Origin of the sequence: Pleomorphovibrio marinus (genome assembly GCF_003347495.1) — a bacterium.
GTDB classification, from domain to species: Bacteria; Bacteroidota; Bacteroidia; order Cytophagales; family Cyclobacteriaceae; genus Pleomorphovibrio; species Pleomorphovibrio marinus.
This window is the reverse complement of the sequence record NZ_QCXY01000009.1, coordinates 208123-229762: the sequence shown is the minus strand read 5'-3', so window position 1 is coordinate 229762 and position 21640 is coordinate 208123. Positions and strand designations below refer to the sequence as shown.

Genomic DNA, 21640 nt, shown 5'->3' with positions numbered 1-21640 from the left:
AATAACGAATATACCTCCAAATAAAGTTGTGAAACAAAATAATTTCTTTTCCAAGGGCTGTTGGTGCCCGCAAAGGTAATTTTTATTCCTCCTACTCAAAAGCCCAATACTAGTCATCCCTATAATAATGCACAGTATAAAACTCAAAAACTTCTCCCGCAGATAACGCTGATTTTACTGTTTACCCTACGTTCCAATTCATGATAAAATCGAGAAAACCTTACTTTCCGAAAAAGTCTTTGGTTAGCAATTCATGGAAAGCCAACTTTGCTCAGAAGAACAACTTGTTTATTTAATGGCACCTCCTGAAAAGATAGCACATAGACATTCGGAAAACGATGCCATAGTAAATTTTGCAAATACCTTCGATGTTCGGCTGGCACCAGAAGGATAAAAAATTCCCTCCCGGTAGCAAATCGGTGCAGTTCCTCTCCTAAGGCGACTATTAACATATCTTCGGTTTTAGGACTTGTTTCGAAAAGGGAAGCTTCCACTTCTTCACCCAGCGTAAACACCTCCAAGGTGCCAGTACTGCTTTGAAAGGTGTTGAAAATTTCCCTTCCCAAACGTACCCTGATTTTTTCCATAGCCGAAAAGGAGGCATTGCTTTCGGAGGCAAGTTTGGCATTCTTAAAATGGGCACTCCACTGATAGGGAAGAAAATAAAAGCGGCTTGGTACACCTATAGAGAATTCCCGATCCGTTTCCAATAAGGTTTCAAAAATTGATGCGAGGTTCCTGATCGGGACACCCTCCCAGGTTAGGTTCCGCAAGAGCTGTGCAAGGAAAGGCAGGTCAAACTGGTGAAGAATTGCTTTTGCCAGATCCGGTTGGATTTCCTGAAATCTTTCCAACTGATATTGCAGGGTTGCTATATTGATAAAACAGGCTGCATACCGCCGTATGGTTAGGTGGATTTCGGGGATTTGACTTAACACTTCCCCTTTTTTGATGGGAAGCCTTAATCCATTTACCCTAAGCTGATAGTAGCCTTCCAACACCTGTTCATCCGTAGTGATGGAGAAGGGGGGTAATTGAATGCCTAATTGGTAGGAGATGGTTTGTTCCACCCTTTGCTTGAGTTCTTCTCTGATCTTACCCTTGGCGGAGTTTTTAGTTACTTTAGGGATGATTATCTCTAAGTTCAATTCTTCCTTTTTCCCAACACAGGTTTCAAATATCCCCAATAGGTCAAAAATTGCACTGTCCCGTTGCTGATAGAGTTTTTTTATGGGATGACCATGCTTTATGCAAAATATTGCCAAACTCTTGAATTCCCAAAAGGAAAAGTGGGTCTTGGATTGCCAATCGGTATATAAAAGTCCCAGCAAGCCTGGTGTCAAAAAAGATTCCCTTTGTCTATGTATAGCCTCTGGAATCATTTCCTCCAGTCCTTCCAAGGTGAAGGTTTTTTGTTGGAGAAACCAATAAGGGAATTCCAATTCCGTCTCTTCCAATATGAGAGAAATTGGTGTTAGGGTATCCATTTTGGATTTTTGTTTGCTGTAGAAACCAACTTTTGGAATAGGCTTAATCGGCAGGGCCAGGTCTTTTGCCATGGATTCCAGAGTAGATGAAATCAAGGACTTAATGGCTTCCAGTTGTGTTTCTGATAACCCACTGCAAAGGGATCTGTCTAAAATTAATGAGACTTTAAGGGCAAGGCTCCCATTACTTTGATCCGGTTTGGGTGCTATTTTGGCTTTTACGGTACTCATGGGCTTCCTTTAATGATGGATTGGGGCAACATATCATTAGGCAAATCTGCCTGGGAATAGACCTTTACTTGGGGGAATTCGTTCAGCAATAGGCTCTTCACCAGAGGTCTGAGACCTTCCTCTTTCACGACAATGGAAGGGGAGTCCTTTCCATGAAGGGACTCCCTGACAGGTAGTATTACTGGTTCGTATTCAATCAGTGGCAGCGATAAGGCTTGTACTTGACTTTGAGTAGTTGTCATATTTAAAAGAGCAGTTTCCAACTCTTCAGAGAGGAGAAATCCTTCTTGAGGAAGAAAAACTTCCATCAAATGCTTTTGGATACTGGGGGACCTTCGCAATTTGTTTATAATTAGGGATAAATCAGCGTGGGAGTGGTGGGAAAGAAATATCTCAGAAAGCTCTTCCAGGTTGTTGATGGGGATATTCTCTGCCAAAAGTGCCCTACAGCATTCCCAGAATCTGTGCAGCATGGCAGGCTCGTCTGCAATCACCTTACAGGCACCTTTGGTAAATTGCCTGCATTTTCCAGCCAGGTCTTGAAAGGAGAAAACCTCAAGGAGATGCTGGCTTAAAAAGTGCTCAAGGTTGATCCTTAGATGGTCAAAGAGATTCATTAGCTGAAACCCTTTTTGGAAAAAGGCCTCTTCGTTTTCCTCAGGTATCCATAAGATGTTTTTCCCTCCGCAAGATTGTGGCTGAAGAGGCATATTCTTGATTTCTTCATGAGGAAGTTGGCTGTTGTTTTCCAGGAAGATGAATTTTTGTTGGGGGTATACTTGATAGAACCCCTCACGGATTTCATTTAACACCAGAAAATACCCGGTAGGATCTGCATGTTGAGAACCTGAATATCGAAAAAGGACGGAGGGGTAAGTGATACCCCAAAATTTATTAAAGTCTTCCCTGGATTTCCACAGCCCATCCGTCACTTCCTTTTTTAGGTTTTGGGAGTTTTCCTCTAGAATGAAGGCTTCCATGACAGGGTCAAACTCCACTACAAGGGGCGCAAACCGCTGACTTGAGCTCCATGTGTCCGCATTTTTGAGCAGGGTTAGCTGTTGCAACTCCCGATGAAAGGCTGCTGAGTCATATTTGGTATCCAAGCTCATGGCCTTTGAAAGTGACATTGCTGCCTTCTCCAAATAGGAATCATCTTCCTTTGCTTTCAATCGATAAGTTTCATAAAGACGAAAATGTAGCTCTGCATCATTACCGCAATAATCAACGGCCTGATTTAGGTAAAAAGCGGTATTTTCGATTTCATTCTTGTTTTTATAGTCAAGTCCAATTTCGAGAAGCACATTTGCCAGAAATCCGTTGAGGATAGGATTTAGATGTTCCTTGATTGCAATAGCATCCAAGATGGATTTTCTGGCCTTTGTCCATTTTCTCTTGTGGATATGCCAATAATAGCTGGCCATATGTAGGTTGAAGGGGTCTTTGTTTTCTTTTTTCTCAGGTTGGTTTACCTTGGTAAAATAGGCGATGGATTGTTCTAGAAATTGCTCCTGTCTGCTAATGACATAAAACCCTTTCAGGAGGTTTCCAAAACAATTGTCGGCCTTGTCCCGGTCAAGGGTAAAAAACCTTTCCCTAATGCTTTCCAGGAGCTTAGGTTCAAATCGCCTTTTTTCAAAAAAGTACCAATATAAGCTCAAAAAACCACCGTGGTCTACTTGGAGCCAGTAGTTTGTCAGTTGCTCAAACTGTTTTCTATAGGAGTGGAATTGCTCAAAATAATTACCTAAGGTGGGGCCTTCATGGTTCAGTGGCAAAAGCAGATAGTGTAAAACCTCCAGAGACTCGATTAAAAAAGTATCAACTTCAAGTAGTTGACTTCCCAAATTGGTTTCATGGTAAATTTCTATTATAGATTCCCATAGAACAGAAACATGTTTTGGGAGCGGGAATTGCTGGGTGTTATAATGGCTGATTAAAACCGGTATAAAGGTCATGTTGGCTTCCAGTAACCTGAATTTTTGGTTGCTGAGGTCTTTAATGGCCACTTCTATCCAAGTAGTTAAGAAAAGGTCAAAAGCTTTCTGGTCCTCTAATTGCTCTCGGATTTGACTGTGATTTTCTACCAAACCGGTGAAAAGGCGATAAAAGACACATTTAGAAAGAAGGTTGATTTGAGTGCTCAACAAAGGGTGTTCCTGAGGTATAACTTTTAGAAGGTGATCTCCTAGCGCCATTGCTTGGGAAAGAAGTTTCGGTTTATTGGAATAAGAAATTACTTTTAGCAATTCTACTATCACCTGAACGTCTTCCACATCCATTTTTTTCCAGGGGATTTGCTGAACTTTCCTCAATAGGTTTATCAAAGCAGGCCCATAGGCAATATTTTCCTCATAAAGTGCTGCGTTTTTACTATAGGCATAAATCTTTCGAAGGGGAAGAAGGAATTTTTGGTCAAACGCATGTTGATAGTCTCCCAAGCCAGAACACCAGGAGTCCAATTGTGCATCATATTCGGGGGTGAGGATATTTGGGTTTTGCCTTCGTAATTCCAAATACCGACCATATGCCCAATCCAATTCCGCTTGGATATTCCCCTCCTCTGTCTTGAACCATTCGTCTGCGGATTGGATGGCGGCCAGGGACCAGTTGGGAGCGAATTTTCTGGCTTTTTCCATGCATTGCCCTATTTCCTCCCATTGCCCTTTCCATCCCAAGGCATTTTGAAGGTTGTACCATGTTACTGCCATTTCGGGATGTAGTGCCCCCGCTTCCCTGTAGGATTGAATGGCGTAAAGCAGGAATTCCTCATCCCCATGAAAATGGAAATATCTAAGACAGGCATTTCCAAAATCGTTTAAGGCAAATGCGAGTGCAAAATTTCTTGTCTTTTCGGAAAAAACCCTGCCATTTTCTTCGGCTTTGGTGTTTGCAAATTTACGTACCCTGTCCTTATAGGCCTCGAACCTTTTGATCATTGCCCTATTGATATGGTCATAGTCGGACTGAAAGCTCCTGGATGCAACTGGAGGCATAAAGCTTCCCACCGAAGGGTCTATACCGGCCGCCTCAAGGTATCTTTCCCTGCAAAGATGAAATTCACCACGCTCCGCGGATATCCTTGCCAACCGAAAGTTCAGGTCTCCTATATAAGTTTCAGAATTTAAGGATTTTATCTCCGTGCCACTTATGAGTTTTTCCTCTACACTTTTCAATTTCCCATCGGGGTTTATCAACCAATTCAAATGCCCAATGACACCTATGGCTGCGATGTTACCTGCATTAAGATGCAATACCCTTTCATAGGCCTGGATAACCGTAGAGGCCCTATTGGTATCCAATTCATCTTTGCGACGAAATTCTTTTTCAAGCTCCTGGGCCAAAAACCACTGGGCCATCTGAAAGTCTGGGGCCAAGTCCACCACATGGTGGAAATGAACCAAGGACTTATGGGTATCCGGTTCCATCAGTCCCTTTGCCATCAAGTATAAAGGGTGCTGCCATAAAGAGGTGGGCATGGTAGCGGCAGCCCATGACAGCATTTCTGAGGATTTGTCGATAGCCCCTAAAAATCTATGGGCCAATGCGCAAACCACATAGGTCTCAAATAAGGTTTTTCGAGTGGCTTCCTGTTTTTTCTTGGGTGCTAATTGGTTTTTTTTATTTTTGGTGTCTGCTATCCCTTGTGCATTTTTCAGAAAACTTCTTTTGGACTTTTCCTTTATTCTGCTTGCCCTCATATGTACCTTTTCCATTACCTCTCTCACCCTATCCAAAAGTTCTGGTAAATCATAAAGAGGATTGGCAGATTGTCCGCTCAAGCTTGCCATTTGATTCCTGAAAATCCTATATTTGGCAAATCCCAAAACGGCATTGGACCAGGCTTGCAAGTGGGGCCGGGAATTGAAAAAGGTAAACCATTTCCCCCTTACTACCCTTGAGTGCCAGGGTAAATGGATTCCCATTTCCTGGTAGTGCAAAAGTGATTTTTGATATAGGCCTATGGATCTTTCATAGCCGTCTATGGTATTTGATCTTGCAAAATCCTCTGCCTCATGACAAAGAGCCATTGCCCTTAAATAGTGGGTGGGAAAGAGGTTGATCTTGTTGTTGATGTCCTCCTCGATTTGTACATAAATCATGGAAGCCACGGCAGAAAAAACCCGCTCCAGTAAGTGTTGGTAACCTGTTGGGGACAGTTGACCTTGATCTTCTAATGGAAACCTTATAGGTGCTACCAAACTTGCTGGTTTGCCCTCTGGTCCTATTCTCACCTTGGCCATTATTTGTAGATAATGCTGTTCATTTTCTCCTATTTTTAAGGCGTAATGACCGGAAATATGAATATGGGAAAATGCCCTTTTGGAAAATGCCGATTCTTTTTCTTCCTGTGCAGTTTCTAACAGGCTGAAGCGTCTTATGCGGTCATTGAGCATTTGCATAAGGTCGAAACGAAGCAACTCCTTGCAGTTTTTTAATCCCTCCGAGGCCAGGGTTTCTTCCATGTCCTCATTTAAGCAGTGGAAATCACCTATCCAAAAGGTATATCTAAAGGGTTCCTTGGATGCGCTTAGGGCTATACCCGTGTAATTGAGGCCTATATAGGTCAGTACCGCCCCTAGCATAAGCACCCATACCAGAATTTGTCCAGGCTGATTAAACCAAGTGGCCCATTCACCAAGTTCCACCCAGTTCAGGTCCCTGCCTTTTTCAACCACCATAAAAATCACCTGGAAAAATGCGGAAATCACCATAAGATAACCTGCCAGGTTGCCCTTTTCCCGGCGTTGTAGCAGCACCCTTTCCATTTCGGCAAGGGGTTCAAAGCTGTCACGGTCCCTTAAAAATTCCTTTAACTTTTTCACGTAAGCAAACAGGTTGCCCTGGCAGTGGCCTATTCTGGAAACCTTGCTAACCCTTTGTCTTCATCACCAATCCAAAAATGGTATTGTCAGGTGGTTTAAATTCTCCTAAAATTTAACAAAAAAATATGTTGTTCCAAATAATAGTAGGGAAAAACAGGAAAATAAAGAATAGATGGAACATCTATTTTCTTTCCCATTTGCAAATGCCCTTAAATCCAAATTCATCGTAATGGTTGAAGTATCCCCCGAAATAAATGGTGTCCTCATAAGGAAAAATGACTTCTACCCTGCTGTTTAACCCTTCCACAGTGCCATGCCACCGAGTTCCATCCCAAATGGCAATGTTTTGGGTGGCTTCGCCCCCTGCAGATGAAAAGCTTCCCCCCACCCAAAGTTCATCTTCATAGACAGCCAATGTTCTTCCAGCCACAGGGTGACCAGATGCTATTGGTAGAGTTGCCTCTAAGCCGTCTTTTATGGCCAGCCATTCGCTTCCATTCCATTTGGCAATATGGTTTACGGCTATGCCCCCAGCCTGTGTAAATATTCCTGTGGCATATAACTCATCCTTAAAAACCACCAGGTCATAAACCTTCCCTTGAATGCCATTTCCAAAAGAATCCCATCTGTAACCGTTCCAGGTAGCAATGTTATTGGCACTTTCTCCTCCTGCTTTTGAAAAGTTTCCTGCCACTACCAATTCACCTCTGTAAATCGTCATAGCCTGTGGGGGGCCATTAAGGCCTTGATCCAGCCTACGCCATCTTTTCCCATCCCAGCTAGCAATACGTTGGACCGGAAGATCCTGAGCACCTATCCCGGCGATGGTAAATGTTCCACCAGCGACCAGTTCTCCCTGATATATGCCCAGACATAATACAGACATATCTAGCCCATTTCCCACTTCATCCCAACTTGTCCCATTCCACTTGGCAAGGTTCAGAACCTGTTGATTAAAGAGTGATTGCATAAAATGACCTCCTACATATAAAGCCCCTTCATGTAAGAGCATTTGAGTGGTTTTATAATTAAATCCCGCCCCCAAGCCTCTCCATCTATTACTGTCATAAACTCCGATGTTATTTGCAAACTGTCCGTTTATAGAGGAAAATTCCCCAGACACCACAAATAGATTGTCCAAAACCTGCATGTCCCTGACTACGTGATTTACCACTCCCTTACCTAAATCCTCCAAAACCAGTTCATCAAAGGGGTTAATTATGGGTGCCTCAAGTTCTTCCTCCTCTTTGGGCTGCTCTAACACAGGTGTAATGGATGAAAAATCACCCTCCTCGCAACCCAAAAGGACCATCAAGACAAAGCCCGTCAGCGCGTTTTTTTTCATAGTTTTAAAAGTTGTAATAAAAATCAACCAGAAACATAATACATCAAAAAAGCAATAGGCGGATGCGGCGGAAAAACAGGTTAAGTGCTCTACGACAAGTTGCCAAAACCGACCCCTTTCCTAAAATGCCTTTTGGGGAATTAAAATAATCCGCATCAAATTTATCAAAAATAGTAATAAAAACACCTAGGTGTGAGTAAGAATTCTTAGTTTATCCGAGTTGGTTTGCTCCTTATTATTTAAACTAGTAACTTAATAGTTCTTGTTTGATTATTTTTGGGTGCAAGGCATTATCTCGCAATATTCTAAACTATTCGCTATGAATCCATATCCATTAATTAATCAACTCTGTACCTCAGCTTCAGTACTAAGTGTAATATGTATTGGATTTGCATGTGGAACCCGGGATGGGTCAGAAGTTGCTGGGCAAAAGGAATTTGTTTTGGAAAAGGTGGATTCCATCACCGTGCATAGGGAGACCGAACTAAGAATATTGGACTACCATTCCGATAAGCAGCAGTTTTTGGCAGTCGATATAGTGACAGAGGAGTTTTTGGTGATGGATGAGAGTGGGGAGGTGGTGGAAGAGGTCTACAGAAGGGGGGAAGGCCCCAATGAATACAACTCCGGGCTTTTGGCGGTAGGGTTTAACCAAGAAAATGATGGGTACCTCGCCCAAAGCTCCATAGAGCAAATCCGATTTGATGAAACCTGGGCGGTGAAGGAAAGAATCAGGTTCGCCTCTTATTCTAATATTGTCTTTTATAGTGGACCGAAGATGAAAGTACCATATTACCGGCTATCAAAGGACTCAGAACTGTATTTTTTTACCAATTTTTTCTCCGGTATTCCCAATGGGGTTGGAGGAGAGTTGGATGCTGACATTGCTGCAAATTTGATAGAACAATATAACCCTGATAAAGAGGATCTGGAATGGGTGATGCCCTATGATTTGGAACTACTTCCGGAACTCGAAGTGGATGAGAAACAAAAGGAAAGAAGGCCCACGCCTATTTTTGCCATGAATCAGGAAGAGGGAAAACTGCACCTTACTTTTGACCGCTCCAGGGAAGTGGGGATTTATGATCTAAATGAGGATTTTGCCTTAATCGAAAAGTTGAGCTTTTCCCACGATAGTTTTTCACCTTCCCAAAATGCCCAAAATATCGCTTTGTTTGAATTTGAAACAGAGACCTTTGGCATATTGTATTATAGTGGGCTTTCTGAGGCCGCCACCGCTACACGTAAGGATACCGATCCTGACTACTTCCCCTTTATGGATGCCACGCTTTATAGCCTCATCCTGCTTCATAAAGGCAATATGCAAGGGGAGGAAATCCCCTTTCCCCAAATCTGCGATCCCAGGGCAGAGATGCTGCCTTTGCCGGGAAAACGCTTATTGCTTCGGGAAAAATACAGGGGAGGTGTAGAGCCTGAACATTACAAGTACTTTATTTATGAATTGAAATCCAAGGGTTAAGATAGTCAAATTTAGCTTTGTGGCCGCACCAGACCAATTTTGTGAATTTCCTTTCTCGAGCATCAATTAAGAAGGATTTTTGCCAATTTTACCTGGGTTGGGGTTTGGCGGAAGGTTTATGGGATAACAAGATTTGCCACTGCCAAAACAACACGAAAATATTCAGTCATAACCAGGGGCTTCGCTATCACTACACCACTGCTTATTGTTGTTACGCCCTTTCAGGGCAGGGAAGGGCCTCAGGATGGATTTTCTATCCAATTCAACAGTCGTGTATCAGGATGTCTTATCGAAATACGGAGACCTTATAATTACGGTTTTTCGTATTGACGTATTCAAATCGATACATTTATTTATTACCTTTATACAGTGATATTCAACGGGTCAGCCTATGGAAAAGCAACCAGATAAAGATCAGGTAAAGGAGCCCTTCACGGATTATGGCACCTACACCTATGCGGATTACCTTTCTTGGGAGATAGATGAAATGGTAGAACTGATCCGCGGAAAGGTATTTCGGCAGGCAGCCGCACCCCGTGTGATCCATCGGCGGATTTCCGGGAAAATTTTCAATTCCTTGTACAATTTCCTGGAGGGTAAGCCATGTGAAGTATTCGCTGCACCCTTTGACGTTCGCCTACCCGTGGCTTCAAAGCGGCATGAGGACATTGACACCGTTGTTCAACCCGACCTTTGTGTGGTATGTGATCCTGAAAAGTTGGACGAATTGGGCTGCATGGGTTCGCCGGACTTAATTGTAGAAATACTTTCTCCCGGCAACAATAAAAAGGAACTAAAATTGAAATACGAGGTGTATGAGGCTTCCGGGGTAAGGGAATACTGGGTCATCCATCCCGATGAGCGAACGCTTTTAATCTATTTTTTGGATCAGGGACAATTCCGTGCGTCCCGTTTGTATACCCTGGGTGATAGAGTAAGTTCGCAAGCTGTACCGGGGTTTGAATTGGAGTTGGATAGTGTATTTGTTGGGTTATAATCTTTTTTCACGTTGGTAAATATGGAGACCTCTTAATTACGGTTTTTCGTATTGCCGTACTTAAATCGAGGTAGTTTCCTTATCTTTATACATTGATAATCAACGGTTCAACCTATGGAAAAAAACAAGGATAAAGAACAGGTAAAAGAGCCCTTCACGGATTATGGCACCTATACCTATGCAGATTACCTTAGCTGGCAAATAGATGAAATGGTGGAGTTGATCCGAGGAAAAGTGTTTAGACAGGCGGCCGCTGCGCCGAGACGTATTCATCAGGAAGTCTCGATGATATTGGCAAACAGGTTTTATGAATTTTTAAGAGGGAAACCTTGCAAAGTATATCCGGCACCCTTCGATGTCCGTCTTCCGGTAGCGTCAAGACGACATGAGGATATTGACACCGTCGTGCAGCCGGATCTTTGCGTGGTCTGTGACCCGGATAAGCTGGATGAGTTGGGTTGTGTAGGTGCGCCGGATTTGATTGTAGAAATCCTCTCCCCAGGAAACAATAAAAAAGAACTGCAGTTAAAATATGAGGTATATGAGGCGTCGGGAGTGAAGGAATACTGGGTTATCCATCCTGATGAGCGTACGTTACTTATTTATACCCTGGATGGGGGCAAATACCGTTCCTCTCGATTGTTCACCTTAGGGGATAGGGTAAGTTCCCAGGCCGTTCCGGGCTTTGAGCTGGAATTGGATGATGTTTTTGGGGAATATAGTTGACCCCGGTCTTATATCTCAAATTCTATTACCTCCTAAATACCCATACACGCTTTACTCCTTGAGATAATGGACCACGAGCACATGTCCCTCGTCCGCAAGATGCTCCTGTATGTTTTGTGGAATATCCGAAAGGTTTTTTTCCATCGCTAATACCTCAGGCATCATATGGGATACTATCCCCTTTTCATGCAGAACAGTAAGCGGGCGATAGATGTTTTTAAATGTGTAGTTGTCCATATCCAGGATTATGCTATTCAGCTTTCCTGATTTACGGGCAAACAGCCAAACTACTCCCTCGTTAAAAGTCGTAGAATACATACCAACAATGTAGTCTTCGGTAATTACTGGCCTTGAAAGGAGATAGCTATACCGCACCTTGTTTTGATAAGCCGACATTTTTTGAAAATCATAAAGTGCCTCAACGGGAGGTGACTCCTTTCCAAAGTCCAACTTAACCTGTTGCGTTAGATTACCCGTCTCTGAGAAAATGGAAAGGGTATCGCTAAAAGGTCTGTGATATAGGATTTCCGGGCCTTCGACATGAAAGTTACCGTAGGATAGCATAATTTGTTTTTCTTCCTCCGCGTAGGGAAAATGGTATTCAATAGGAAGAAATTCCGCATGGGTTTTGACCACTTTGTAAGAGGTAGTGTCTTGGATATTAGCTGAAAATAGCCAACCTCCATCTTTTAAGTGGACAAACGATATGGCAGGAAAGGAAAGATCGGACGTTTTCTGGAATTCCCCTTCGGAACTATAAAAAAAGAGGCGGCGTAAATCCCGGTCTAAAAAAACAACACTTCCATCTGAAAAAATATCAAAGTCAGTTGGCCTTCGCATCTTCCCTGGACCTTCTCCGATTTCTCCGATGCTTCGGATAAAGTTGCCTTCTCCGTCAAAAACAAGCAGTCCCTTGGTTTGGGAAAAAGTTTCCATCAGGTAAAAGTGTCCGTTTTTGGCAGATAGTTTTGCTATATCCGTGAAGTAAGCCTCAGGGTTATTGTCCAGTGCAATGAACCCGATGCTGTCGGTCAGTGCAGCGATATCTGCATTTTCCGCTTCCTCGAAGCGGAGCGGAAGTATAGGTTCTAAAGTGTCAATAGCGGTATTTTGACCGCAAGAAGTTAACAATCCAATAACGAGTAGGTATAAAAAAGCTTTCATAAAAATGAAGTTGGTAAATAGGATCTTATAGAAGTAAAGATGTGGTTTTTAACAATTTAAACCAAAGGATTCCTCTCGTTTGAGGATGCCATTTTTATCTAATAGCATATTACATGACAGTTTATTCATTAAAGATTATAGAGGTAGATTGACAATTGTCATTTTTAAATGACAATTTACACTTATATTTGTAATTTCAAAATGACAAAAATATGGATGTTTTGTATGCATTTCATGACAATTTACTTAAGCAGGTCGATGATCGCTTTTTTAGGTTTCTAATGCAATCGATCCATTGGGAGCAGCGAATGCTGGCTATTAAGGGGCCCAGAGGTGCAGGGAAAACTACCCTCATGTTACAATATATACGCTACCATCTCAAAAAGCCAAGGGAAAGGGTTTTGTATGTTACAGCAGACCACTATTGGTTTTATACCCACAATTTAGTCGAAACTGCGGATGAATTCTATAAAAATGGGGGGAGGTATTTATTTATCGATGAGGTGCATAAATATCCTAATTGGTCCAGAGAGCTGAAGAATATCTACGACGGATATCCTGATTTACGGGTGGTATTCTCATCATCTTCCGCACTGGACATTTACCGGGGTGAATCGGATCTAAGTAGACGGGTTATTGTCTATGAATTGCCGGGACTATCCTTCAGGGAATATTTGAATTTGGAGAAGGGCATGAAGATTACCGCTATTTCATGGAGCGAACTAGTAGATAGTCCCAACGATATTGCTTCGGAAATTGTACGACAGGTTCAGCCCTTGCCTATATTTAAGGACTATCTAAAATATGGCTACTTTCCTTTTTTCAGGGAGGGTAATCCTGATGATATACCTGTTCGTTTGAGTCAGACTATAAATACAGTGGTGGATACAGACTTGGCATTAATCCAAGGCTATAGCCCGGGTATGGCGTTTAAGGTAAAAAAGCTATTGGGTGTGTTGGCGGAATCTGTGCCGTTTAAGCCCAATATCTCGGCCTTGGCAAGAAAGCTGGATGTAAGTAGAGAAATTGTATATGCTTGGCTTGTACACCTTGAACAAGCAAGAATGCTCAATTTACTCTTGGCGCAGGGAAAAGGAGTATCCACCTTACAGAAACCTGAGAAGGTCTATTTGGAGAATACCAACCTGTCCTTTGCCCTTAAGCAACTTCCTGACATAGGGACGATCCGGGAGACCTTTTTGCTTAGCCAGCTTAAGAATGCAAAATTAAACGTCACCTTGCCTCAATCCGGCGATTTTTTTGTATCCGACGTATATATTGAAGTTGGGGGCAAAAATAAAAATGCCTCCCAAGTAAAGGCAAAACCGAGGTACTTGGTGGCCGCGGACGATATAGAGATTGGGTTTGGATCGAAGGTGCCATTGTGGCTGTTTGGGTTTTTGTATTAGTGAGGGTATAAAGATTACCTTGCTAAGCCTAGGTGAATGAAATCGTGATTTTATAAATGAGTTGGAAGAATAAACTTGAACTAGTAAATTAGGAGTTTATAATTGGAACCAAAGAGAATGAACAATCGAACTTAAACTGCTCACCTTACCAACATCTCACATGAAAACTATCATAAGACATTTTCTTTTTTATAGTTGGTTTGTATTCTTTTTTTCTTCCTGTAATTCAGAAAATAATCAATCAGAATTAAAACGGGATGCCTCATCTAACTCAACAGTTGTGTTACTGTTTCGTGTAGGGTTAAAGAAGAGAGATTAATTTGTATCTAAAATACTCCTGCAATCCGCAATTCGTAATTCAACACATCAACCCATCAAAACCATTCCGGAAATTATTCAGCTAAGATCTACATAATCAGTTGCTTTTTCGACTTTAAACTATTAAATTAGTAAGAAGAAAAGAGGATTAATAGCTTTGGTTGCCATCTGACGCCTGGAATTTTATCTAAATCCTTCGTCCATGACTAAGAAATCAACCAACAAACGCTTCTGTAGAAACGAACAATGTAATACCATACCGTATAATTATGAACGCTACATTGAGCAGCTTGACGCCTGTTTCGGACAGAGCGATTTGTAAACCACCGATATCGAGCTTCATCAGCCATTCGAGGTGGTATTGTTTGCTGTTTATTTTGTTGGGATGGACGTCGGTCTCCTGCCAAAGAGGGAATAACGAGCAGCACACAGAAGTCATGAGTTATTCAGTCGATACAATCCTTATTGACGCAAAAGATCGGATTTTGGATATAGGGGGGTATATGAACGTATCTGATCTGGATAATGATGGAAAGTCTTTTTTTCTGTATAATCATCATGATCATTTCATTGACGAAATCAACCTCGATACGAAAGAGTTCGTCAAAGCCTTTCCATTGGAAGCTGAGGGACCCAATGGGGTAGGACAGTATGTCTTTGGATTGCAGTGTTTGGAGGACAACCTACTGTTTCTAAAAACAGGACCATCCTCTGCGGTGATTGATAATAACGGGCGTGTAGTTCAAAAGGTCAATTGGCTTACTGCAAAGGATTCAGTAGGAGACGCATTTGGTGAAGTACCTCCAAGAATGGAAGTAGTAGTAGACACCAAGGATTGGCTGGTGATGGGAACCAATCTTGACTTCTTAAAATCGACAGCTTTTCTCGGTGTTCTTTCAGTGGAGGAAAACTTGGTAAAAAATATCGATGTAGATACAGAGAAATCTTTTTCCAATTATTTCCTGAAGTTTGAAAACAACTTCCGTCCTCCTTGGGTATTTTTGCGGGCTGACGAAAACTATGCGTACTTAAGCCACGAATATTCGAACGAAATATTCTTATTCCATTCCAAGGGTGAGCTTGTGAAAGTAGTCCATTATGAACCAAAACTGACACCTGCCCGGGCAAAAGCACCAGAGATATTAACCAGCACCCGGGAAAAAGTCCGTCGGGAAAGTCGGAAGCTTATGGAACAAGTCCGTTTTGAAGCCCCGGTTTGGGACAAAGTAAACCGACGTTATTTCCGATTGTCCGCAAAACGGATCTTTGAGGACGGACCGGAGGATGAAATTTTACCGATCAAGAGGACGCATATATTTTTGTCGGTGTTCGATGCAGAGTTTAACCTCGTTTCGGAGATTGAACTTAAGGAGTTGTTTGCCGAGCAGTTTAAGTATTTTGCCAAAGACGGAAAGCTATGGGTATGTCAGAATTTTTCGGATGAACTTGGGTTTTTGGTGTTTGAATTTTGAAAAGTAAAACGAAGGCAATAGACTTTGGTCGACTGAATCCCAAAAAAATAAGTAAATTCACTTCAGTATAATTTCCAACCTGAGTAACAGTAAACTGGATGAATAGGGCTGATATAAAATGTGAAAACCTGATTTTCAGTGATCATGCCATCAATCAAATGTTTAAGCGGGATATCGCGGTTGTCAATGTAAAATCTATCATTAGATTTGGTATAATAATTAATGATTACCCGAACGATAGTCCATTTCCAAGTTGTTTAATGTTAGGATATATATCGGAAAGACCAATTCATTTAGTCATCGGCATTAATAAAAAAGATTGTGTAATTATTACTGCGTATGAACCGGATCCAAAATTGTGGGATAAAGATTTCAGAATTAAAATCAAATAGCCATGGAATGCACATTATGTAAAAACGGAAATACTGAGAAGGGAAATGTAACCGTTACGCTAGAAAAAGGAGAGACCATTGTTTTAATTAAAAATGTGCCTGCGGAGGTCTGCACTAACTGCGGACATTATTACCTTTCAACTGAAATGACGCAACTTGTCTTGGAAAAAGGGAAAGAGGCCTACGAGAAAGGTACTGAATTGGAAGTGGTGAAGTTACAAGTTGCATGACCCGAGATGTAGTCTCAAAAATGAAAGTTTGTCCCAAAAAACTGGGAAAAGGCTACCTGAACAGGACCGGCAGCCTTTTCCAATAAAATTTGAAGGAGCAGAGCGAATTTATCCCATCAGACTCCTACTACGCTTTTCAGCTTATCAAATGCCATGGTGTACAAGTCATGTAGTAAGCTTTTTACATCCTTTACATTGTAATCCAACTTCCAATCATGGGGATGATCCAAAACCCTGGCTTTGATTTCAGCGTCAAAAAGGTTTTCCTTTTCCAACGCTTTCAAACTTCCACTGAAGGTGAAAGAGGTAATATTAATCAGGTCACCTGCATGGGAGCTGATGTAATGACTGATTTTCAGTATATCCTCTGCACCGACTTTTGCCGCCGTCAGACTGGCTTTTGCCGCTGCCAGTGCTGTGGCTTCGGTGCCGGTTTGGACGGCCTTCAGCACCTTTTGGGCTGCTGCCAATGCAACATAAGCGGAGGTTTCCCCTATTTTGTCGAGGGCTTGTTGGGCAGTGGCTATTGCTGAATTCCCCTCTGATTGAACGGTGCCCAGTGCTTTTTGGGCCGTTTGCCAGGCTGTATATTCAGCACCGTGCTGAACAGTTGCCAGGGCACTTTTGGCTGTTTGCCAGGCGGTATATTCAGTCCCTGTTTTTGCAAGGGTTAAGGTTTTCTTTGCTGCCTGGAAGGCTGTATAGTTGGCACCCGTCTTGGCTGCACTCAGGGCTTTTTGTGCGGATTGCCACGCAGTGTACTCACTGCCATGCTGAATGCCTTCCAGTACTTTTTTAGCAGCTTCGAGAGCGAGCTTAGCACCTTCATAAGCAGGCTTGGAATACCAGTGATCCAGTTTTTTCACTTTTTTCTTCAGACTCTCTAATTTTTTCTCGGCACTATTGAATGCATGATCATAGGCGTTCTTTGCTGCATTAAGCTTTCTTTGGGCATCCTCTACACCTTTATTATAAACCTCCTGGGCATCATTGAGCTTGTTTTGCGCATCTGCGATAGCGTGGTTGTAGGTTTGTTCTGCCTGGTTTACTTTTGTTTGGGCATTGCTCAAAGCCGTATTGTACTTTTGTCTGGCAATGCTGACATCAGTCTGGGCTTGGTCTATTTTACCTTTCCATTTGGTTTGGGCCACTTTTAAATCCGACGTCAATTGAGCCAGTTTCTGATCTGCCTTTTCTTTGGCTGCCTGTAAGTCTGTATTGGCCTTGTTGAAAACCTGATCATAAGCCTGCTGTGCCTTATCCACCTTTTTTGTTGCGGAGTCAATTTCGGAATCGGTATCGGAAATGGTCTGTCGGATTTGGGCGGTTACACTGGTTTCCAGGTAATTTAATATATCATTTTCCATGGATCCAGAGAGTTGAAAATCCAGATCTGAAGGTTTGCTGATTTGCCCGCTGCTCTGCCCCTTTATTTCAAAAGAAAATTTATCAAGAAAATGTTGTTCAAAGTGAAAATCAATGCCATGATCTGAGACACTGAGGTAGATTCCTGCATCCAATCCCAGAAACGCAAAGTATCCGTCAATACTGAGGGCCTGTTTGCCTGCCGACAGTTCTAGGGCAGCAGTGGCATCCTTACCATTCTCTCCCCTAACTTGCAATGGACCTGCTGTAAAACCGCTGATCAGCCCGGAACCCTGAATGCCTGATTCTGATACCCGGCAATACAATGCCAGTTCCTCCCCAGCTATCACCAAATCGCCCGAAAAGCTGAATCCAGGCTGATACGCAATGGTACCAATCATTCCTCCGGCAGGAGCACAATAAAGTTCGAGTTTTTTAAGTTCAAAAAAGTCGGGAGCCTTCGGGATTTTAAGGTCAATGATTTGAGAAGCAAAATTGATCAGTTGGGAGGGATTCATTTCATCCAGTTTTCCGTAAAGGATTTCCTCCATGGGATTTTCGGATATACTTACGGCCATATCCACTGTGGTTTCGGCAATCTCCAACCCACCGGCAATGCCGAATTCAGATGGTATCCCTGTTTCGACAAACTGCTCATAGATGATCCCTAGCTGAAGCGCTACAGCCGGACCGATTTTGAGTCCATCCACTCCAAAGGGATGTTTCCAGTACCCCTTCATGGTCACTGCTCCTTTCGCTTCCAGCTCATCCAGCGAAAGGGACATATCAAAGTGTAATGGGTTGTCTTGATTCGGTACTTTTACCTCCATGCCGAAGATGACCATCAGGGCCGGCTCTGGACTGATATTGATCTGGATTTGAATGGGATCTGTGGTGACTGAATGCCCCAGGTTAAGGCGGGTATCCGGTATAGCAATGGCGATATCGGTTGGAGTACCGAAATGGGCCGAAAAAATCAGACCAACATGCTTTTCTCCGGTCAGACCTGATAGGGCTGGGATTTCATTGAGCGTGCCCATCAACTGCAAACCCTCCTGCACATTGAAGTCAAAGCCTTCGTTTTTGGTCTGTGTTGCAGCGGACGCATAGATAAAACCCAACTTGGAAAAACTAAGGTCATTGACAAAAGTGCCGTTTACAGAAGGGAATACTTGGCCAAGACGGAAATCAGCTGCCTCAATATCTGCATACAGGACGGTCGTAGTAGTGGTAGTTTTTTCAAAATAAACTCCACAATCGAGATCCAACCCTTCAATATGGGCCTTCCCCCGAATCATAAATTTGGCTGGTTTTTGAAGGGATTTTTTGTAAAACTGAAAATCCACATCCGTTTTTTTAAGATCTACCGGACCGAATTTCAAATCCCCCAATTCCCCTTTAAATACCACACCTGAACTCGCAATCTGTGCATGGGTCTGAAAACTGTATTGGTATACCTTCACTTCACTCATCAGGGAAAGCCCCTTTTTCAAATTGCTGCCATTCACTTTGCAGTCTGCCGTAGCCAGAGACAAAGAAGAATTTTTAAATTGAACCTCAAATTCAGGAAGTTGCAGACCAGACGGCGAAACCTCAACAAAAATGGTGGACAGATCATTCAGGGCAAAGGCATCTGCACTGGCGACGATTCCTAGGTAATCTGCAGTCACCTCTCCGGAAAATTCGAAATCGCTACTTCCCAAGGTAAGTTTGGCGCTTAAGCTTAAAGAAGAAGTAGAAGAGGACAGGGTTCCTTTGATATTCAGGTTTTCCAATGTCAGCGAATGGATCCCGAAAACCCCTTTTATCGAATTGGCTTTGGCGTCCAGGGTTAGGATTCGGTTGTTTTCACTGACTTCCAATTGAAGAGATCCAGGATTTTGATCCGTAAGCCCATCCACGTCAAATTCACCGGTAAGTTTTGGAATAATACTCCATTTATCATCCTTTTTCCTGATATCCAGTTGAAGAAAAGCTTGGGTTAAACTGACCCCCGGGAAGACTTGCTTGAAAAAGGGGGTTTGGGCAGATAGACTAAAATCCGTCGGTTTGATCTTTTCTTTCAGGGATTTGGTGTTGTTCGGGATTTTTCCAGTGAGCATGATGGACTCCCCCGAAGCAAGGTATTCCTTAAAAGGGGTAAGTGGACCATCCATACGCAGCTTTCCCGCAAAGTTGACACCGGTGCCATCCAGCGAAAGTGTGACATCATCAAAGATAAAAACAGAAATGTCAGGGCCGTTAAAAGACTCGAAAAGATCCGAAAGCTTAAAATCGTTTAGTGGGGTGCCGACATCACCCTTCAAAAGAGTTTCCATTTTATTATTTGTTTAATTTTACATAGGGTTCTATTTAAAATAGGTCATGACTGGCTATATGGTGCACATGAGATATTGAAACCGGATTCTGATAAAAGTTGATGATGAAAATGGTTTGTTTTTTTGAATAAGCCCAAATATCCTTGCGGTAAAGATAAGTGACAAGGTAAAAAAAAAATACCCGAAATCCATTAATAATCTGTGAGTTACGAATATTCAACGGAAGCGTGCATTAGTACTGTATAGAAGGAAAGACATTGGGAAATACTTTTTTTGACAGAAGGAGCCAAAAAATGAGCTTGCCTTTTTAGGTAAAATACCCGGTGAAAAGTACGTCGACTATTTATCCAAGTATTCTAAGGATCTCCTGAAAACCGATGAGTCTAATGGATTTGCGATATCAATAGATGAACACTCTTTTTTGACAGCGTTTAGGTCCTTTGTTGGTACTGACCCAGGAAAAAAAGCTGTTAAGGCTTCAGGACAGGGTTTCTGAAGAGTTGATGGCTCATCATCAACAATGGGCTAAAACCAAAGCATATGTTAAGTTAAGTGATCAAGTCACCAACCCATCAGCTTCACCCATTCCATGTCTTAATTTTTCTTGTTGCCTGTCTTTCCTGTGGAAAATCGGGAGATCATTCTGCGACTTCAGACCAACTAATCCCCTGTCGTGTTGATACCGTTTCCGTGGATGCCAAGGGGCATGTTTTTTACCTAAAGTATTCATTGCTTCAGTCGGATTACTGCCAACAAGATGGATTTCTCTATGTCTACAATGGATTTGGTCACAGCATGGATAGGGTTGACTTGGATCAGCTGGAATTTGCTGGTAACTATCCGCTTCAACAAGAAGGCCCTGATGGAACTGGTTCAAGGGTTTACACCGTCAAAAGTATGGGCAGGGGTAAGCTATTCCTGGCAGGACAATTAGCTGGTGTTTTTAACCTAGAAGGCAAGTTGGTCATGAAGCTTAAGTGGAATAACATATCCAGTGCACACGGGGGCATTTCTGGCGGGGAATATTTATACCAACATATGGCAATCCCATCATTTGACCACTTGTCATTTGCGTTGGTCACCGACCATATTGCTAATAAGGTATCCCTTAAAAGGCTAAACCCAACAGACAAGCTGATTTTCACCTACGAAATTGACCCTAACCGCAATTACAAAACATACACTCTAGGGGATCTTACAAATTTCAATAACTGGACTCCTAGTATATTTTTAATCAGTCAACTCGATAAGCTTATCGTATCCCATGAGTTTGCGAATGATTTTTATGTCTACTCTCCAGAAAGCGATCAACTTCAGTAGGTGACTTATTCTTCCTTTCACACTCCGAGTAAAGTGACAAGCACCTCCGAGGGTGACCTTGTTAATTCCACCGAGGATAGGATCAATGCCCTTCAATCTTACCACGAAAAAGTGAGGTTTGGACCTTTGGTTTGGGATCCGCAAAATAGCAGATAGTATAGGCTTTCCTCTTCCAGTACTTTTGGCGAAGAAAAGCCGGAGGATAGAATCCTTCCTAAAACGGTAAATATTGACGTGTTTCTCAGTGTGTTTGATGTTCAGTTTAATTTGCTTGGAGAAATACCCATACCTGAGCTAAAAAGTGTTTCATCGACAAAATATTTTGTCAAAGACGGGATGTTGTGGGTGTTTGAGAATGTGGAGGATGAAATGGGCTTTATCCGGGTAATTTTTGGGTCCTGAATTGATTCCCAATAATTGTTCTGTTTATTTACTCGGATTAACATGTTGAATAAGGCTTTTTTATACCATAGTTCTCGCTGGGGTTCCAATTCCTGAAATTTTCAACTAAAATTCTCACCATCAGTTGTTTTTCTAGTTTTAAACTATCAAATTAGTAT

Annotated in this window: 12 protein-coding genes and 1 pseudogene; 8 read left to right on the top strand and 5 right to left on the bottom strand. The window is 42.3% G+C overall.

Features of this window, described 5'->3' with window-relative positions:
- Window positions 1–251: 251 nt before the first annotated feature.
- From DB520_RS20025 to DB520_RS20015, 3 genes are all read right to left on the bottom strand, one after another.
- Complete coding sequence (locus tag DB520_RS20025; protein WP_114751548.1) at window positions 252–1718, bottom strand: FHIPEP family type III secretion protein; 1467 nt, start codon at window positions 1716–1718, stop codon at window positions 252–254.
- Entirely contained in the window at window positions 1715–6544 is a 4830-nt protein-coding gene (locus tag DB520_RS20020) for an FHIPEP family type III secretion protein (RefSeq protein ID WP_114751547.1), read from the bottom strand. The genes DB520_RS20025 and DB520_RS20020 overlap by 4 nt, the downstream gene beginning before the upstream one ends.
- A 181-nt stretch (window positions 6545–6725) precedes the next feature.
- Window positions 6726–7889 carry a hypothetical protein gene (locus DB520_RS20015; RefSeq protein ID WP_114751546.1) on the bottom strand — a complete coding sequence of 388 codons (1164 nt, stop codon included), beginning with the start codon at window positions 7887–7889 and terminating at the stop codon, window positions 6726–6728.
- A gap of 319 nt (window positions 7890–8208) precedes the next feature.
- Between DB520_RS20015 and DB520_RS20010 the strand changes: the two genes are divergently transcribed.
- The 3 genes from DB520_RS20010 (at window position 8209) to DB520_RS20000 (ending at window position 11092) form a co-directional block, all read left to right on the top strand.
- Window positions 8209–9369 carry a hypothetical protein gene (locus tag DB520_RS20010; protein WP_114751545.1) on the top strand — a complete coding sequence of 387 codons (1161 nt, stop codon included), beginning with the start codon at window positions 8209–8211 and terminating at the stop codon, window positions 9367–9369.
- 391 nt (window positions 9370–9760) lie between these two features.
- Window positions 9761–10366: a Uma2 family endonuclease gene (locus DB520_RS20005; protein ID WP_114751544.1), complete on the top strand. Its 606-nt coding sequence runs from the start codon at window positions 9761–9763 to the stop codon at window positions 10364–10366.
- A gap of 114 nt (window positions 10367–10480) precedes the next feature.
- A complete protein-coding gene (locus DB520_RS20000) occupies window positions 10481–11092 on the top strand; it encodes a Uma2 family endonuclease (RefSeq protein ID WP_114751543.1) in 612 nt (203 codons plus the stop codon).
- A 51-nt stretch (window positions 11093–11143) separates the two neighbouring features.
- Here DB520_RS20000 and DB520_RS19995 read toward each other — a convergent pair whose 3' ends face one another.
- Window positions 11144–12256 (bottom strand): 6-bladed beta-propeller, encoded by a 1113-nt coding sequence (locus DB520_RS19995; RefSeq protein WP_114751542.1) that lies wholly within the window; start codon window positions 12254–12256, stop codon window positions 11144–11146.
- 212 nt (window positions 12257–12468) lie between these two features.
- Here DB520_RS19995 and DB520_RS19990 point away from each other — a divergent pair, with 212 nt between their 5' ends.
- The 4 genes from DB520_RS19990 to DB520_RS19975 all read left to right on the top strand — a co-directional run bounded on the left by DB520_RS19990 (window position 12469) and on the right by DB520_RS19975 (window position 16077).
- Complete coding sequence (locus DB520_RS19990; protein ID WP_114751541.1) at window positions 12469–13665, top strand: ATP-binding protein; 1197 nt, start codon at window positions 12469–12471, stop codon at window positions 13663–13665.
- Window positions 13666–14252: 587 nt separating this feature from the next.
- On the top strand, window positions 14253–15455 hold the full coding sequence (locus DB520_RS19985) for a DUF4221 family protein (RefSeq protein ID WP_114751540.1): 1203 nt from the start codon (window positions 14253–14255) through the stop codon (window positions 15453–15455).
- Between the two features lie 98 nt (window positions 15456–15553).
- Window positions 15554–15847 carry a DUF4258 domain-containing protein gene (locus tag DB520_RS27700; RefSeq protein WP_114751539.1) on the top strand — a complete coding sequence of 98 codons (294 nt, stop codon included), beginning with the start codon at window positions 15554–15556 and terminating at the stop codon, window positions 15845–15847.
- A 2-nt stretch (window positions 15848–15849) separates the two neighbouring features.
- Entirely contained in the window at window positions 15850–16077 is a 228-nt protein-coding gene (locus DB520_RS19975; protein WP_114751538.1) for a type II toxin-antitoxin system MqsA family antitoxin, read from the top strand.
- Between the two features lie 116 nt (window positions 16078–16193).
- On the opposite strand, the gene DB520_RS19970 is transcribed toward DB520_RS19975, so the two are convergent.
- Window positions 16194–19760: a hypothetical protein gene (locus DB520_RS19970; protein WP_114751537.1), complete on the bottom strand. Its 3567-nt coding sequence runs from the start codon at window positions 19758–19760 to the stop codon at window positions 16194–16196.
- Window positions 19761–20312: 552 nt separating this feature from the next.
- On the opposite strand from DB520_RS19970, the pseudogene DB520_RS19965 reads away from it, so the two are divergent.
- Window positions 20313–21236 (top strand): annotated as a pseudogene (locus DB520_RS19965) (DUF4221 family protein).
- Window positions 21237–21640: the final 404 nt, after the last annotated feature.

Coding starts and splice junctions, on each gene's coding strand:
- DB520_RS19970 (WP_114751537.1), bottom strand. CDS start 19,760: ATGGAAACTCTTTTGAAGGGTGATGTCGGCACCCCACTAAACGATTTT.
- DB520_RS20025 (WP_114751548.1), bottom strand. CDS start 1,718: ATGAGTACCGTAAAAGCCAAAATAGCACCCAAACCGGATCAAAGTAAT.
- DB520_RS19995 (WP_114751542.1), bottom strand. CDS start 12,256: ATGAAAGCTTTTTTATACCTACTCGTTATTGGATTGTTAACTTCTTGC.
- DB520_RS19985 (WP_114751540.1), top strand. CDS start 14,253: ATGAACGCTACATTGAGCAGCTTGACGCCTGTTTCGGACAGAGCGATT.
- DB520_RS20000 (WP_114751543.1), top strand. CDS start 10,481: ATGGAAAAAAACAAGGATAAAGAACAGGTAAAAGAGCCCTTCACGGAT.
- DB520_RS20015 (WP_114751546.1), bottom strand. CDS start 7,889: ATGAAAAAAAACGCGCTGACGGGCTTTGTCTTGATGGTCCTTTTGGGT.
- DB520_RS27700 (WP_114751539.1), top strand. CDS start 15,554: ATGAATAGGGCTGATATAAAATGTGAAAACCTGATTTTCAGTGATCAT.
- DB520_RS20005 (WP_114751544.1), top strand. CDS start 9,761: ATGGAAAAGCAACCAGATAAAGATCAGGTAAAGGAGCCCTTCACGGAT.
- DB520_RS19975 (WP_114751538.1), top strand. CDS start 15,850: ATGGAATGCACATTATGTAAAAACGGAAATACTGAGAAGGGAAATGTA.
- DB520_RS19990 (WP_114751541.1), top strand. CDS start 12,469: ATGGATGTTTTGTATGCATTTCATGACAATTTACTTAAGCAGGTCGAT.
- DB520_RS20010 (WP_114751545.1), top strand. CDS start 8,209: ATGAATCCATATCCATTAATTAATCAACTCTGTACCTCAGCTTCAGTA.